This is a genomic window from Micromonospora sp. D75, assembly GCF_018070405.1.
GTDB classification, from domain to species: Bacteria; Actinomycetota; Actinomycetes; order Mycobacteriales; family Micromonosporaceae; genus Micromonospora; species Micromonospora chalcea.
Map to the genome: position 1 here is coordinate 1 of NZ_JAGPXV010000078.1, position 14,527 is coordinate 14,527.

The following is a 14,527-nucleotide window of genomic DNA, read 5'->3' on the forward strand; positions in this document are numbered from 1 at the left end:
CGCACGCGAGTACTTCGAGTGGATGTGCAGGTCCGCCACGTACGGCGGGAGGCCACCGGAGGGTGCGGCGCTGAACGGAGGCACGCCGCATCCTGTCACGTCCGGTCCCCCGCCCGCCCGCCGCCACGCGAACGGGTGACCTGAGCAATGCGGTGCTGGACTCGGCGGCGGGTGCGCGCTATGGGGCGCGCAGCTCCACGAGCGTCACCTGGGGAGGCGCGCCCACCCGCACCGGCGGACCCCAGAAACCGGCGCCGTTCGTGACGTAGACCTTCGTGCCGTCGATCTCGCCGAGACCGGAGACCACCGGCTGTTCGAGCTTCACCGCCAGGTTGAACGGCACCATCTGGCCGCCGTGCGTGTGCCCGGAGAGCTGGAGGTCGACGCCGAACTTCGCCGCCTCCTGCGCGGCCACCGGCTGGTGCGCCAGCAGCACGACCGGCCGACTCGGGTCACGGTCGCCGAGCGCGGCGGCGTAGTCGGCGGGCGCGGCCACCCCGGTGCCGGCGGCGCTCACGTCGTTCACCCCGGCCAGGTCCAGCACGCCGCCCCGGGCCTGGATCTCCTGCCGCTCGTTCTGCAGCACGCGCAGGCCGAGCCGGTCCACCTCGCGGACCCACTCCTCCACGCCGGAGTAGTACTCGTGGTTGCCGGTGACGAAGAAGCTGCCGTACCGGGACCGCAGGTCACGCAGCGGCTCGGCGGCCTCCCCCAGCTCGGCCACCGTGCCGTCGACCAGGTCACCGACCACGGCGACCAGGTCGGCGTCCATCCGGTTGATCATCGCGACGATCCGCTCGGTGTGCGCCCGGCCGCGCAGCGGCCCGAGGTGGATGTCGGAGACGGTGGCGATGCGCAGCCCGTCCATGCTCCGGGGCAGCTTGGCCAGCGGGATCTGCACCCGGTCGAGCTGCGGCGGACCGATGGCGGTGCGGACGCCGTACCCGGTGACGCCGGCGGCGGTGAGCCCGGCGAAGATCGCCGCCCCGCGCGCGAGCAGCAGCCGCCGGGAGGGGTCGTGGTCCGGCGCGAGGGCGCCGGCCGGTGGCGCGTCGGCGCTGTCGACCGGCGGTGGCGTCGCACCCTCCGCCGTCGCCGCGCCCACGAGTGCGGGCTCGGGCTCCGGGCCGGTGGCGACCACCGAGCGGGCGCGGCGGCGCAGCACCAGCCGGACCACTGCGGTCGGCACTTCGAGCACCAGCAGGATCACCAGCAGGTAGAACATGAGCGCGACCCAGAGGTAACCGGGCCAGGCCAGCCAGTACCAGCCGTTGCGGGTGCCCGCCAGAGTCACCGGTACGAGCACCGCCAGCGCCGCGATCGCCACCCCGCCGACCCGGCGCCACCGCCCCGGGCGCGTGGTGTCCCGGACCAGCCGCTTCCACAGGTAGAAGTGGATCAGGCCGATCACGAGCACGACGAAGCCCAGGAATGTCGCCATGGCCAGCACGTGTGCCCCCCTCAGCCGCCCGCGAAGGGCGGCAGCACGTCCACCGTCACCCCGGCCGGCAACAGCGCCCGTCGATCATGACAGGCCACGCCGTCGACCAGGAAACTCGCCGCCTTCAGCACCACCGCGAGGCGTTCGCCGTGGCGGGCGGCCAGGTCATCGAGGAGTTCGTCCAGGGACCGGCCGGCGGATACGGTCTCCTCGGAGAGTCCGGCCGCCGCGCGGGCGCCGGCGAAGTAGCGGACGGTCAGCTCCACCCTCAGCCTCCGATCGCGGACATCGAACGCGCGGGCTGGAGGAACGTCGGATCGTCGATGCCGTGACCGGCCCGCTTGGCCCACATCGCGGCGCGCCAGCGCCGGGCCAGCTCCTCGTCGTCCGCGCCGTCGCGCAACGCGCCGCGCAGGTCCGACTCCTCCGTGGCGAACAGGCAGTTGCGCACCTGGCCGTCGGCGGTGAGCCGGGTGCGGTCGCAGTCGCCGCAGAACGGCCGGGTCACGCTGGCGATCACCCCGACCCGGGCCGGCCCGCCGTCCACCAGCCACGTCTCGGCCGGTGCCGCGCCCCGCTCGGAAGGGTCCGGCGTCAACGCGAACGCGGCCTTCAGGGAGGCCAGGATCTCGTCGGCGGTGACCATGGTCGAGCGGTCCCAGCCGTGCTGCGCGTCGAGCGGCATCTGCTCGATGAACCGCAGCTCGTAGCCGTGCGCGAGCGCGAACCGGAGCAGCGCGGGCGCCTCGTCGTCGTTCGTGCCCCGCATGAGCACCGAGTTGACCTTCACCGGGGTCAGCCCGGCTTCGGCGGCCCCGGTCAGCGCGGTGAACCGGTCGCGGTCCAGCGTGTCGAGCGAGACGTTGACGCGGTCCAGCCCGGCGTCGCGCAGCGCCGACGCCATGCGGGCCAGGCCGATGCCGTTCGTGGTCAGCGAGATGCGCGGCCGGGGCGTGAGCGCGGCGACCGCCGCCACGATGCCGGGCAGGCCGGGCCGGATGAGCGGCTCACCGCCGGTGAAGCGCACCTCGGTGATGCCGAGCCGGGTCACCGCGACACCCACCAGCCGGACGATCTCGTCGTCGGTGAGCAGCTGCGGACCGGACAGCCAGGGCAGGCCCTCGGCCGGCATGCAGTAGGTGCAGCGCAGGTTGCACTTGTCGGTCAGCGAGACCCGCAGGTCCCGGGCGACGCGGCCGTACCGGTCGGCGAGGACGCCGTCGGTCGTCGTCCGGGGGGCGCTCATCCGTCGACCGTAGCGCGGTCGAGGCCCCGGAGGGCGGCCCGGGCGGTGGCGGCCACCGCGTCCGCGTACGCCGCGCCGAAGATCGCGGTGTGCACGAGCAGCAGGTGCAGCTGATGCAGCGGCACCCGTTCCCGCCAGCCGTCGGCCAGCGGCCATGCCTCCCGGTAGGCGGCCAGGACGCGGTCCAGGTGAGGCGGGCCGCCGAAGAGGGCGAGCTGCGCCAGGTCGGTCTCGCGGTGCCCGCCGTGCGCGGCCGGGTCGACCAGCCAGACCCGGTCGTCGGCGCCCCAGAGCAGGTTGCCGGGCCAGAGATCGCCGTGCACCCGGGCCGGCGGCTCGTCACCGCCGAACTCGCCGATCCGGGCGACGACCTGCTCGACCAGCGCCGCCCCGGAACCGTCGAGCGCGCCGCCGTCGACCGAACTGCGTAGGTAGGGCAGGAGGCGGCGCCGGGCGAACCAGTCCGGCCAGGGACCGGGATCGGGCGTGTTGTCCTGCGGCAGCGCACCGATGAACCCGGCCCAGTCCGCGCCGAACGCGGGCGCCCCGGCCCGGTGCAGCCCGGCCAGGTCACGCCCGAACGCCTCCGCGGCCTCCGGCGTCGGCTCGCCCGGCTCCACCCAGTCGAGCGCGAGCAGATCGGGCAACGCCACGATCACCTCCGGCACCGGCACCGAACCCGCCTCGCGCAGCCAGCGCAGCCCGGCCGCCTCGGTGGCGAAGAAGCCCTCCGGCAGTGGACGCGCCGCCCGCTCCGGCCACGTCTTGGCGAACACCGAGTGCCCGTCGTCCAGCGTGAGCCGGGAAGCGGCGCAGATGTCGCCGCCGGAGACCGGGGTCTCCCGGATCCGCTGGTGGGTCAGGAAGGTCGGCAGGTGCTCCGGGTGTGCCCGCAGGTACGCCAGGTCCATGAGCGCAAGGTAGCGGGTACCCCGGACAACCGTGGGGCAAGCGACGCCACGGATCGCCCCTGACCTGGACCGATACGCTCCGTATCTGTGGACGGACCGCGTGTCGTCCACAGGGGCGGACGCGGTGGCACTCCACCGCCCACGCTCCCGGCATGAACTCCACCGAGCAACCCCGCCTCTCCGTCCGCTCGCCCGCCGACATGGTCACGGCCGTGCCCTACCTGCTCGGCTTCCACCCGGCCGACAGCGTCGTGGTGGTCGCGGTACGCGGCCGGCGCGTCGTCTTCGCCGCCCGGGGAGACCTGCCCGCGCCCGGCGCCGACCCCGGCCCGGCGGCCCGGCACCTGGCACACGTGGTGGCCCGGCAGGACGCCGACGCCGCCACAGTCGTCGGCTACGGTCCGGCCGCCCGGGTGACCGGTGCCGTGGACGCGATCGGCGACGCGCTGACCGCTGCCGGCCTGGTCGTGCTCGACGCCCTGCGGGTCACCGCTGGCCGCGCAGGTGTCCCCGCTCGACGGGCCGGTACGCCTCGCCATGCGCCGGGCCACCGGCCGGGCCCGTCTGCGCCTGGCCGCGCTCACCGGCGGGACGCCCGCGCAGTCCGGCCGGAGCCCGGAGGCCGGCAGTTCCGTGCCGGGGGACGGTGATGTGCGGGCCGACGGTGGAGGTCCGGAGGATTCACCACGCGCGGTGCGGAGCGCGGGCACGGCGGCGGTGCGGGCCGCGTTCCGCAGGCAGCGGCGTGGCGAGCGGCTCGACGACGACGAGGTGGCCTGGCTGACCGTCCTGCTCACCCACATCCCGGTACGCGATCACGCCTGGTCCCGGACCGACGGCCGGGACGCCGACATCAGCCTCTGGACCGACGTGACGCGGCGTGCCGAGCCGGACCTGATCGCCGCGCCGGGCTGCCTGCTCGCGTTCTCCGCCTGGCGCTCCGGGCACGGGGCGCTGGCGGCTGTCGCCCTGGAACGGGTGCTGTCCGCCCACCCCGGCTATTCGCTCGCGCTGCTGCTCGACGAGGCGCTTCGGCGCGGGGTGGCCCCGTCCGAGCTGGACGGCTGGCCCGGTTCCGACGGAGGCCCGGTGCTGCGCCGTCGCCGTCGCCGTCCACGGCGCTGAGCCGTCAGCCGCCGATCCGGGCCGCCCCGGTGTAGACGTTCATGGTCGGCCCGCGCAGGAAGCCGACAAGCGTCATCCCGGCCTCCTCGGCCAGCTCGACGGCGAGCGTGCTGGGCGCGGACACCGCGGCGAGCAGCGGCACGCCCGCCATCCACGCCTTCTGGGTGAGTTCGAAACTGGCCCGCCCGGAGACCAGCAGCACGTGCCCGGCCAGCGGCAACCGCCCCTCCCGGGCGGCCCAGCCGATCACCTTGTCCACCGCGTTGTGCCGCCCGACGTCCTCCCGCAGCACCACCATCTCCCCGTCGGCGGTGAAGAGGCCGGCCGCGTGCAGGCCGCCGGTGCGGTCGAAGGCGCGCTGCGCGGCCCGCAGCCGGTCCGGCAGCGCGGCCAGCAACTCGGCGGTGACCACCAGCGGGTCGTCCCGCACGGCGAACCGCGAACGGGTACGCACCGACTCGATGCTCGCCTTGCCGCACACGCCGCACGAACTGGTGGTGTAGAAGTTGCGCGACGGATCGGTGACCGGCTCCGGAACACCGGGGGTGAGCGCCACGTCGACCACGTTGTAGGTGTTCGGGGTCTCCGCGCCGGCGCAGAGCTGTGCGGTGTGCACGTCCTCGGCCGACCGGATCAGTCCTTCGGTGAGCAGGAAGCCGATCGCCAGGTCCAGATCGTCGCCGGGCGTACGCATAGTCACCGCGAGCGGTCGACGCCGACCCGGCCCGGCCGCGCCCACGCGGATCTCCAGTGGCTCCTCCGCGGCCAGGGTGTCCTGGCGGCGGATCCGGCCCCGGCCCTCGCCCGTCGCGTCGAGGTCGATCCGCAGCACGCTCCGCCGGTCTGTCGCCCGTCCCATCCCGCCATCCTCCCCGGCCCCTCCACTGCCCGCACCCCACCCCACTCCTTCACGTGCCCCGCCGGCCCAGCCGATCATGATCGACACCAGATCGCCGAAGTGGCGGTATCGGACGGCCCCGGATGCCGCCACTTCGGCGAGATGGAGTTGATCAACGTCGGAAAACCGCCAGCGAAGCCGGGCACGGGCCCGGGCCTCGTGTCCGAGCCGGGATTCGACGGTCGTGGCCGTGGATAGGGTGAGGCGGTGACGGGGTACGCGGCGGTGGTCCTTGCCGGTGGCGCGGCCCGGCGGATGGGCGGCGTCGACAAACCGGCCCGTCCGGTCGGCGGCCGGCCGATGCTGCACCGGGTACTGGCCGCGGTTGCCGACGCGGACCAGCGGATCGTGGTCGGCCCGTCCGTTCCGCTGCCCGACGGCGTCCGGACGACACGTGAGGAGCCACCCGGGGGTGGGCCGGTGGCCGCCATTGCGGCCGGGCTGGCGCTGCTCGACCCGGGTACGACAACAGTCGCCCTGCTCGCCGCCGATCTCCCGCTGCTCACCGCCGCCGCCGTGACCGAGCTGCGGCACGCGCTCGACACCCCGGCCGCCGAGCGGGGACGCGACCTGGCCGCCGAGCGGGAACACGACCTGGCCGCCGAGCGGGAACGCGAACCGGCCGCTGATCGGGAACTCGACCGCGCTACCGAGCGGGCATCAGCGCTCCCCCCGCGCGGACCGACCGTCGCCCTCGCCTGTTACGTGGACGGCGACGGCCGCCGCCAGCAGCTCTGCGCGGTGTGGCGGTTACCGGCCCTGCGGGCCGCCCTCGACCGGCTCGCCGCGACGCGGGGCGGCACCCTCGACGGGGCGCCGGTACGCGGACTGCTGACCGGTGTCGCCGTACGCGAGGTGTCGTGGTCCGGCTCGGGTCCTCCGCCCTGGTTCGACTGCGACACTGACGAGGACGTACGCCGGGCGGAGGAGTGGTCGAGATGACGGTGCTGGACGACTGGGTCACGGCGGTCTGCGCCGAGCTGGACCTGGACCCGGCCGGGGTGCCGGTGCCGACAGTGCTGGACGTGGCCCGGGACGTGGCGCATCAGGTGGTCCGGCCGGGGGCGCCGGTCACCGCGTACCTGTTGGGGGTGGCGGTGGGGCGCGGGGCGGACCCGGCGGCGGCGGCCGAGCGGCTCAGCGCGCTGGCCGGCTCGTGGCCGGTGGATCTGGGTGGGTCCATGCCCGCGGAATAGCGCCTTGCGCGTGATTCGGTGGCCGCCGCGCGTGGGTAGGGTGGCGGGGACGGACGGAGGCGATCATGACGGCAGACCACCCCTCGGCGCCGGTCGACAAGCCTGCCGGCAGCGCGCCGGAACACCACGCCACCGGCAGCGCGCCGGAACACCACGCCACCGGCAGCGCGCCGGAGCATCACGAGTCGATCCTGCTCGACGAGCCGACCACCGCTGATCTGCGGGCCAAGGTCACCGAGGCCTGGCGTGAGTTCGCGCGGGCGCTCGCCGAGCGGCTACGCGCACTGCCCGCCGGTGGTCACCTGGAGGTGACACTCGATCCGACCGCCTCCGGCACCGGGGACGCCGTCTACTCGGTGAGCGTGGACGCGGGCGAGGAGGGTCGCCTCTCGGCCCGGGCGGTCGGCAACGCCACGCTGCCTCAGGGCTACCGGTTGGACCGGGCGGCGGTGGCCGACATGGTGGCGCTCGGCTGGTCGCCGCCGGGCGTGGTGCCGGGTTCCGGTGAGCAGTTCGGGCTGGACTGCGGCACCGACGAGGCGACCCGGCTGGCCGCCGTGCTGTCCCGGACGCTGCGTGACGTCTACGGCGCCCCGCATCCCGCCTTCCTCGTCTACCTGGTGCACGACACCGAGGGTGAGCCGTTGCCGGTGGAGCCGCTCGGCACGGCCCGTAGCGAGTTCGGCCCGGACCGCGACGTCGAGGCCGACCTGGACGAGGCGTTGGCCGCGGCGGCGGCCGCGCAGTCCGGCGAGAACGACGTGCTGGCCCTGGAGGAGCGGGTCCGCACCGTCGTGTCGACCATGCTGAAGTCCGCGTCCGACCAGCTTCAGGTCGACTCCGACGGTGACATCAACATCCGGGCCGGCTCGGCCATGGTGTTCGTCCGGGTGCGCGACAACCCGCCGCTCGTGGACGTCTTCTCGCCGGTGCTGACCGAGGTCGAGCCGACCGAGCGCCTGTACGTGAAGCTGTCCGAGTTGACCAACCGGATGCCGATCGGGCGGCTCTACTGCGCCGACGACACGGTGTGGGCCTCGATTCCGGTGTTCGGCCGCAACTTCCAGCCCACCCACCTGATGCTCGCGGTGCAGGTGATGACCGGTCTCGCCGACGAGCTGGACGACCGTCTGCACGGCGAGTTCGGCGGCAAGCGCTTCTTCGGCGAGGGGGACAAGCCGGCGCGGGCCGAGGAGCACCGCACCGGCATGTACCTCTGAGCCGGGTCAACGCACGTCGAGCAGGGTCTTGCCGACGGTCTGCCGGGCCTCGATCGCGGCGTGCGCGTCGGCGGCCCGGTCCAGCGGGAAGCGCTGCCCGATCTGCGGTCGCAGCCGGCCGGCGGCGCCCTCGGCGAGCGCCGCCTCGGTGAGGGCGCGCAGTTCGTCCGGGCCGGGCCGTGGGCTCAGCAGCGTGACGCCGCGTGCGGTGGCCGCCTCGGCCGGGATGTCCGCCCAGGCGCCGCCGGCGAGCCCGAAGCTGAGCATCCGCCCGCCCGGGTCGAGCAGGTTGAACGCCTCCCGGGCGAGCGGTCCGCCCACGCCGTCGAACACCACGTCGACCGCGCCGACGGCGTCCCGGACCCGGCCGGTCCAGCCGGGCTGCCGGTAGTCGACTGCCAGGTCGAGGCCGGCCGCGCGGAGCCCGGCCATCTTCGCCGGGCCGCCGGCGGCGGCCACCACCGTCGCCCCGGACGCCGCCGCCAACTGCGTGAGCAGCGACCCGACGCCGCCGGCCGCCGCCTCCACCAGGACCCGGTCGCCGCGCCGCAGCCCGGCCGCCCGGGCCAGCATCAGGGCGGTCCGGCCGTCGGCCATCAGCGCCACCGCCGCGTCCAGGGCCAACCCCGGGGGTACGGGGACAGGGGCGCTCCGGTCGACCACGACGCGCTCGGCGTACCCGCCGGTGCCGCCGGTGGCGGTGACCACGACGCGCCCGGCGAGCGCCGGATCGACGCCGGGTCCGAGTTCGGTGATCGTCCCGCCGACGCCGTTGCCGGGGATCAGTGGCAGTTCGGCGTCGAACGGCCCGAAGCCGGTGGCCCGGAACATCGTCTCGACGAACGTGATGTTCGCGTGTGCCACGTCGACGAGCACCTGGCCCGGTCCGGGTGCCGGATCGGGTGCCGTCCCGGGCACGAGCACCTCCGGTCCGCCGAACTCCCGCAGCCACACCGCACGCATACCGCCCCCTCGCTTCGAGCCGGTCACCAGTGCACGACATGAAGCGAGGTTGAGGTCAAGGCGTGGACGGTCCGACGCCGGGGGACTCGACCAGCCGGGAGAGCACGATGGTGCTGCGGGACGAGGTGACGAACGATTCGGCGCGCAGCCGCTCCAGCGCCTCCTCCAGGTGCGAGATGTCCGCGGCGCGCAGGTGCACGAGCGCGTCGGCCTCGCCGGAGACGGTGTACGCGCCGACCACTTCGGGGTGCCGTCGGGCGGCGGCGCCGATCTGTGCCGGGGTGGTCCGGCCGGCGCAGAACAGCTCGACGAACGCCTCGGTGGTCCAGCCGACAGCGGCCGGGTCGACGACGGCGGTGAATCCCCGGATCACCCCGGCGGACCGGAGTCGGTCGACCCGTCGCTTGACGGCGGGGGCGGAGAGTGACACCCGGGTGCCGATGTCCGCGTACGAGGCGCGGGCGTCAGCCACGAGCAACGCAATGATTCGCTGGTCTACCGCGTCTATCTGCAACGTTCTGCTCCCGGGAAGCAATGCTTGTGGCTGTTACCAAAGTTGTACCGTACCTACTCTTGGGGACCGTGAACCAGCAGCGAGTCTCGCGAAAGCGGACATATCTCATGTGCTCGCCCGAGCACTTCACGGTCGAGTACGCGATCAACCCGTGGATGGACGTGACCACGGCGGTCGACGCCGACCTGGCGGTCAAGCAGTGGGACCGGCTGCGGGAGACGCTCGTCGGGCTCGGCCACGACGTGCACCTGCTCACGCCCGAGGCGGGGCTGCCGGACATGGTCTACGCGGCGAACGGCGCGTTCGTGGTCGACGGCACCGTCTACGGGGCCCGGTTCAAGCACGAGCAGCGGACCGCCGAGGCCGCCGTGCACCGGGCGTTCTACGAGGAGCAGGGCTGGCGGTTCATCGCCCCGAACGAGACCAACGAGGGCGAGGGCGACTTCGCGTACCTGCCGGAGGCCCACGGCGGCCTGATCCTCGCCGGGCACGGCTTCCGGACCGAACCGGCCGCGCACGCCGAGGCGCAGGAGGCGCTCGGCCGCCCGGTGGTCTCGCTGCGCCTGATCGACCCGCGCTTCTACCACCTGGACGTGGCGCTCGCCTCGATCGACGACGAGAACATCGTCTACTACCCGGGCGCCTTCTCCGCCGCCAGCCAGAAGGTGCTGGCCCAGCTGTTCCCGGACGCGATCGTCGCCGACGACGAGGACGCGCTGGCGTTCGGCCTGAACCTGGTCAGCGACGGGCTCAACGTGGTGCTGAACAACGAGGCGACGCGGCTGGCCGGCAAGTTGAAGGCGGCCGGCTACCACCCGGTCCCGGTGGAGCTGTCCGAGCTGAAGAAGGGCGGTGGCAGCGTGAAGTGCTGCATCGCCGAACTGCGGCACTGAGCCACGCCTCGGCGCGAAGGGCGGCCTCCCGGTGGGGAGACCGCCCTTCGTCGCGTACGGGGGCCGGTCAGCCGAGCGTGGCCAGCTCGTTGATCACGATGTTGGACAGCAGCCGGCCGTCGGTCTGCACCCGGCGCAGGTACCACTTCTGCTGCGGGGTACGGGTCTGGTTGAACTGCCAGGGGCCGCGCGGGCTGTCCACCTGGCCGACCTTGCCGAGCGCCAGGTTGACCTGCTGCGGGGACGGGTTCGCCCCGGCCAGCCGGATCGCCTTGTCCAGCACCAGCGCGGCGTCGTAGGAGGCCATCGCGTACGTGGTCGGCGCGGAGTTGAACGTCTTCCGGTACGCCGAGGCGAAGATCCGGTTCGCGGTGTTGTTGAGATCGGCCGAGTAGTTGAGCGCGGTCTCGATGCCGTTCGCCTCGATCAGCTTGCGGTCGCGGCCCTTCTCGCCGTCGTCGAGCTGGTCCAGCGCGGTGCCCTCGGTGAGGAACCCGGGGGCGTAGATCGGCCCCCGGTAGCCCAGGGCGTAGAGCTGCTTGACGAACTGGACGGCCTGGGCGCCCGAGTAGTGGCAGAAGACCGCGTCCGGCTTCCGCTCCAGCGCCTTGCGGATCGGCCCGGCGTAGAGATTCCGCGAGGGGTTGTCGGAGTCGTCGGTGTAGATCGGGTCCTCGGTGAGCCGGCGACCCCGCTCGTACGCGCGCCGCAGCCCTTCGACGACGTCCTGGCTGCCCTGGCCGCGGGTGCCGAAGATGGCGATGCGGCTCGACGCGTCGAGCTTCTGGCGCAGGTACTCCCCGAGCGCCTCGCCCGGCTCGGTCAGCACGTACGACGTGCGCCAGATGTAGACGACGCCCTGCAGCGTCGAGGGGGAGGCGTTGGAGCCGATCAGCGGCACCCGGGCCTGCTCGACCGAGTCCTTGATGCCGGTCATCACGGTGGGGCTGACCACGCCGGTGAGCGCGAGCACGCCCTCCTTGATCAGCCGCTCCACGGCGGCCTTGCCGCTGGCGGCGGTGGAGCCCTCCTCGGCCGGCACCAGCGTGACCGGATGGCCGGCGATCTGCTGGCCGCGCAGGCGGAGGTAGAGCTGGAAGCCGTTGGTGATCTCGTCGCCGATGGCCTTGTTCGCCCCGCTGCCGGGCACGATCAGCCCGATCTTGATCGGGCTGCCGGATCCGGCCTGCTCCCCGGTGTCGTCCTCCCCGGAGCCGCAACCCGCCGCCAGTCCGGTGGTGCCCAGCGCGGCCAGCAGTTGCAGAGCCCGCCTGCGGTTCATCTGTGCCACCGATTTCCTTCCCGACGGGGTGGCCATGGTGCACACCCCTTCGGCGTTCTACCTGGTCGGCGACGCTGCGTCAATGCCCGGAAGATCATCGTGAAGCGACCGCAACGCCTGTGTCACCCGGGGCCAGGCGGCCGCCTCCGGGTCGATCAGCCCGAAATGCTCGCATTCAGGCAGCTCAATCAAGGTGGAAGTGCCGCCGGCAGCCCGGTCGGCGGCCACCCAGGATCGGCTGATCGAGGTGGGAACCTGAAGATCCTGCTCGCCATGCACGACTACGGTCCGTGTTCGCATGGGTACGAAATTCGACGGATCCGCGTCCGCGTACCGGTCCGGCACGTCCTCCGGGGAGCCGCCGAGCAGCGCGGCCACCGCCCCGCCGTCCAGGTCCAGCCGGTACGCCTGCGCGAGGTCGGCCACCGGGGCCAGCGCGACCACCCCGGCGACCGTCTCCGGGGCGCGCGCGGCCACGTACAGGGCCAGGTGCCCGCCCGCGGAATGGCCGATCAGGATCGGCGGTACGGGCGCCACCCGGCCGGGCAGCGCGGCGGCGGCCAGACCGGGCAGGGCGGCGACCCCGGTGCGGACGTCGGTGAGGGTGTGCGGCCAGCCGCCGCCGGGCTGGCCGGTCCGGCGGTACTCGATCTGCGCGACCGGGTGGCCGAGCGCGGCCAGCGCCGCCGCCATCGGGCCGGTGTGGGCCCTGTCGTACTCGGCCCGCCAGAAACCGCCGTGCACCACGACCACGAGCGGCCGGGCCGGCCCGTCGCCGGCGGGCCGGCGCAGGTCGGCGAGCTGGTCCGGGTGGTCGCCGTAGGCGACTGTGGCGTCCGGCGGCGGAGACGGGCGGGTCAGCACCTCGCGTGGGTCGGAGAGCATGCGGCGACGGTAGCTCCCTCCGGTCCGGCCGCGTGCACATGGTCGGCGTGGGTAAAGATGGGTGCCATGACCGAAGCGCATTCCGGACGGGACGACGAGCAGGGCAACGATGGCATCCCCGGCACCGTGGTGGTGGTCGGGCCGGACGGCCGCCCGGTCGGCACGGTGCAGACCGACGAGGAGGGCAAGGGCGAGGACCCGACCCGCCTGGTCGAGCAGCCGGCCAAGGTGATGCGGATCGGCAGCATGATCAAGCAGCTGCTGGAGGAGGTGAAGGCGGCGCCGCTGGACGACGCCAGCCGGAACCGGATGCGGGAGATCCACGAGCGCTCGATCGTCGAGCTGAAGGAGGGTCTCGCGCCCGAGCTGCGCGAGGAGCTGGAGCGGCTCTCGCTGCCGTTCACCGAGCGGCAGACGCCGAGCGAGGGCGAGCTGCGGATCGCGCACGCCCAGCTCGTGGGCTGGCTGGAGGGCCTGTTCCACGGCATCCAGGCCGCGCTGGTGGCCCAGCAGATGGCCGCCCGTGTCCAGCTGGAGCAGATGCGCTCGGGCCGTCAGGCGCTGCCCAGCGGCCCCGGCGGCGTGATCCCGGGCATGCCCGGGATGCCCGGCGCCGGCGAGGGCCACGCGCCCGGCCAGTACCTGTGACCCGTCGGCCCGGGCGCGTCACCCGCCCCGGCCGCTCAGTCCAGCTCGAAGACCTTCTCCAGGTACGCCGCCACGCCGTCCTCGGTGTTCGGCCCGGTGACCTCGTGCGCGATCTCCCGTACCGCCGGGTGGGCGTTGGCGACCGCCACCGCGCGTCCGGCCCAGGCCAGCATCGGCACGTCGTTGGGCATGTCGCCGAAGGCCAGCACGTCCCGCTCGCCGACGCCCAGCCGTTCCGCGTACCAGGCCAGGCCGGCCGCCTTCGTCACGCCGGCGGCCGAGATCTCGATCAGCCCGCTGTACGACGAGTGGGTCGCCTCGGCCAGCCCCTCCAGCGCGCCCGCCACCACCTGCACGAAGACGTCCGGGTCCTGCTCACCGGCGCGCGCCAGCAGCTTCACCGCGGGTGCGGCCAGCAGTTCCTCGGGCGACTCGACGGCCCGGATGGCGTCGAGGTCGGCGTCCCAGCGCAGCGGGTAGTGCGCCTCGTGCCGCATCTGCCGGCTGTCCACGATCTCCACCGCGAGACTGACCCCGGGCACCTCGGCCCGTAGTCGCCGGGCCACCTCGGCCAGCAGCTCCGGGGCGAGCGGGTCGGCCCGCAGCACCTGGTCGGTGACCGGGTCGTACACCACCGCGCCGTTCGCGCAGATCGCCGGCAGCGGCGCGGCGAGCTGCTCGTACACCATTTGCAGCCAGCGGATCGGACGGCCGGTGACCAGGACCACCGGCGTGCCGGCGGCGGCGATGCGGGCCAGCACGCCGGCGGTACGCGGGCTGAGCGTCCGGTCGTCGCGCAGCAGCGTGCCGTCGATGTCGGAGGCGACGAGCCGAGGTGGATCTTCCATCACCGGGACAGTAGTCGGTCCAGGTAGACGGCCACCCCGTCGTCGTCGTTGCGCAAGGTGATCTCGTCCGCGGCGGCGCGTACCTCCGGGTGGGCGTTCGCCACCGCCACCCGCGCCCACCCGGCCCAGTCGAACATCGGCAGGTCGTTCGGCTGGTCGCCGAAGACCAGCACGTCGGCCGGGTCGACGCCGAGCCGCTCGGCGATCACGCTCAGGCCGCTGGCCTTGTCGGTGCGGGGCGGGCAGATCTCGATGAAGCCGAGCCCGGCCTGGGTGAGCGTGGCCACCTCCGGCGGCACGATCGCCCGGGCGGCGGCCAGCAGCTCGTCCACGTGGTGGTCGGCGGTACGCGCGAACGCCTTGATCACGTCGCAGGACAGGCACTCCATCCGGCTGCGCGCCTCGAACCGGTCCGGGTAGGGCCAGCTCGGGTGGTAGTCGCCCCACAGCGGCGCGT

General features: G+C 73.8%; 16 protein-coding genes and 1 pseudogene. 6 read left to right on the forward strand and 11 right to left on the reverse strand.

Annotated features, from left to right (window positions below; genetic code table 11):
* Positions 1 to 178: 178 nt before the first annotated feature.
* Genes KBX39_RS07565 through KBX39_RS07580 form a run of 4 tightly spaced genes read right to left on the reverse strand, consistent with a single transcriptional unit; the run spans position 179 to position 3,598 of the window.
* Complete coding sequence (locus KBX39_RS07565) at positions 179 to 1,450, reverse strand: metallophosphoesterase (protein ID WP_187693497.1); 1,272 nt, start codon at positions 1,448 to 1,450, stop codon at positions 179 to 181.
* Between the two features lie 11 nt (positions 1,451 to 1,461).
* Entirely contained in the window at positions 1,462 to 1,707 is a 246-nt protein-coding gene (locus KBX39_RS07570) for a MoaD/ThiS family protein (RefSeq protein WP_209963768.1), read from the reverse strand.
* Positions 1,708 to 1,709: 2 nt separating this feature from the next.
* Positions 1,710 to 2,687 carry a GTP 3',8-cyclase MoaA gene (gene moaA / locus KBX39_RS07575; RefSeq protein WP_210869750.1) on the reverse strand — a complete coding sequence of 326 codons (978 nt, stop codon included), beginning with the start codon at positions 2,685 to 2,687 and terminating at the stop codon, positions 1,710 to 1,712.
* Positions 2,684 to 3,598: a fructosamine kinase family protein gene (locus tag KBX39_RS07580; RefSeq protein WP_043327714.1), complete on the reverse strand. Its 915-nt coding sequence runs from the start codon at positions 3,596 to 3,598 to the stop codon at positions 2,684 to 2,686. The genes moaA and KBX39_RS07580 overlap by 4 nt, the downstream gene beginning before the upstream one ends.
* A 152-nt stretch (positions 3,599 to 3,750) precedes the next feature.
* On the opposite strand from KBX39_RS07580, the pseudogene KBX39_RS07585 reads away from it, so the two are divergent.
* A pseudogene (locus tag KBX39_RS07585) lies at positions 3,751 to 4,723 on the forward strand (DUF4192 domain-containing protein).
* Between the two features lie 4 nt (positions 4,724 to 4,727).
* Here KBX39_RS07585 and fdhD read toward each other — a convergent pair.
* Positions 4,728 to 5,582, reverse strand: a complete 855-nt coding sequence (fdhD, locus tag KBX39_RS07590) for a formate dehydrogenase accessory sulfurtransferase FdhD (protein WP_043327716.1) — start codon at positions 5,580 to 5,582, stop codon at positions 4,728 to 4,730.
* A 246-nt stretch (positions 5,583 to 5,828) separates the two neighbouring features.
* Here fdhD and KBX39_RS07595 point away from each other — a divergent pair, with 246 nt between their 5' ends.
* The 3 genes from KBX39_RS07595 to KBX39_RS07605 all read left to right on the forward strand — a co-directional run bounded on the left by KBX39_RS07595 (position 5,829) and on the right by KBX39_RS07605 (position 8,037).
* Positions 5,829 to 6,563: an NTP transferase domain-containing protein gene (locus KBX39_RS07595; protein WP_210869752.1), complete on the forward strand. Its 735-nt coding sequence runs from the start codon at positions 5,829 to 5,831 to the stop codon at positions 6,561 to 6,563.
* The gene (locus KBX39_RS07600) at positions 6,560 to 6,817 is read left to right on the forward strand and encodes a DUF6457 domain-containing protein (RefSeq protein ID WP_210869753.1); all 258 of its coding nucleotides are present in this window, start codon (positions 6,560 to 6,562) and stop codon (positions 6,815 to 6,817) included. Before KBX39_RS07595 ends, KBX39_RS07600 begins: the two co-directional genes overlap by 4 nt.
* A 65-nt stretch (positions 6,818 to 6,882) precedes the next feature.
* On the forward strand, positions 6,883 to 8,037 hold the full coding sequence (locus tag KBX39_RS07605; RefSeq protein WP_210869755.1) for a hypothetical protein: 1,155 nt from the start codon (positions 6,883 to 6,885) through the stop codon (positions 8,035 to 8,037).
* A 6-nt stretch (positions 8,038 to 8,043) separates the two neighbouring features.
* Here the strand turns inward: KBX39_RS07605 and KBX39_RS07610 are convergent, their stop codons facing one another.
* Together KBX39_RS07610 and KBX39_RS07615 are read right to left on the reverse strand one after the other, a co-directional pair.
* Positions 8,044 to 9,000, reverse strand: a complete 957-nt coding sequence (locus KBX39_RS07610; protein WP_210869757.1) for a zinc-binding dehydrogenase — start codon at positions 8,998 to 9,000, stop codon at positions 8,044 to 8,046.
* A gap of 55 nt (positions 9,001 to 9,055) precedes the next feature.
* On the reverse strand, positions 9,056 to 9,514 hold the full coding sequence (locus tag KBX39_RS07615) for an Lrp/AsnC family transcriptional regulator (RefSeq protein WP_030499444.1): 459 nt from the start codon (positions 9,512 to 9,514) through the stop codon (positions 9,056 to 9,058).
* Between the two features lie 59 nt (positions 9,515 to 9,573).
* Here KBX39_RS07615 and ddaH point away from each other — a divergent pair, with 59 nt between their 5' ends.
* The gene (ddaH, locus tag KBX39_RS07620; protein ID WP_210869759.1) at positions 9,574 to 10,407 is read left to right on the forward strand and encodes a dimethylargininase; all 834 of its coding nucleotides are present in this window, start codon (positions 9,574 to 9,576) and stop codon (positions 10,405 to 10,407) included.
* 67 nt (positions 10,408 to 10,474) lie between these two features.
* Here the strand turns inward: ddaH and KBX39_RS07625 are convergent, their stop codons facing one another.
* On the reverse strand, positions 10,475 to 11,698 hold the full coding sequence (locus tag KBX39_RS07625; protein ID WP_043327721.1) for an ABC transporter substrate-binding protein: 1,224 nt from the start codon (positions 11,696 to 11,698) through the stop codon (positions 10,475 to 10,477).
* Between the two features lie 48 nt (positions 11,699 to 11,746).
* Positions 11,747 to 12,574 (reverse strand): S9 family peptidase, encoded by an 828-nt coding sequence (locus tag KBX39_RS07630; RefSeq protein ID WP_043327722.1) that lies wholly within the window; start codon positions 12,572 to 12,574, stop codon positions 11,747 to 11,749.
* A gap of 57 nt (positions 12,575 to 12,631) precedes the next feature.
* Between KBX39_RS07630 and KBX39_RS07635 the strand changes: the two genes are divergently transcribed.
* Complete coding sequence (locus KBX39_RS07635) at positions 12,632 to 13,222, forward strand: bacterial proteasome activator family protein (protein WP_043327723.1); 591 nt, start codon at positions 12,632 to 12,634, stop codon at positions 13,220 to 13,222.
* A 35-nt stretch (positions 13,223 to 13,257) separates the two neighbouring features.
* Here KBX39_RS07635 and KBX39_RS07640 read toward each other — a convergent pair whose 3' ends face one another.
* Both KBX39_RS07640 and KBX39_RS07645 read right to left on the reverse strand, forming a co-directional pair.
* Positions 13,258 to 14,070 (reverse strand): HAD family hydrolase, encoded by an 813-nt coding sequence (locus KBX39_RS07640; protein ID WP_043327724.1) that lies wholly within the window; start codon positions 14,068 to 14,070, stop codon positions 13,258 to 13,260.
* The coding region (locus tag KBX39_RS07645) for an HAD family hydrolase (protein WP_210869761.1) at positions 14,070 to 14,527 on the reverse strand (458 nt) is incomplete at its 5' end. The genes KBX39_RS07640 and KBX39_RS07645, both read right to left, overlap by 1 nt.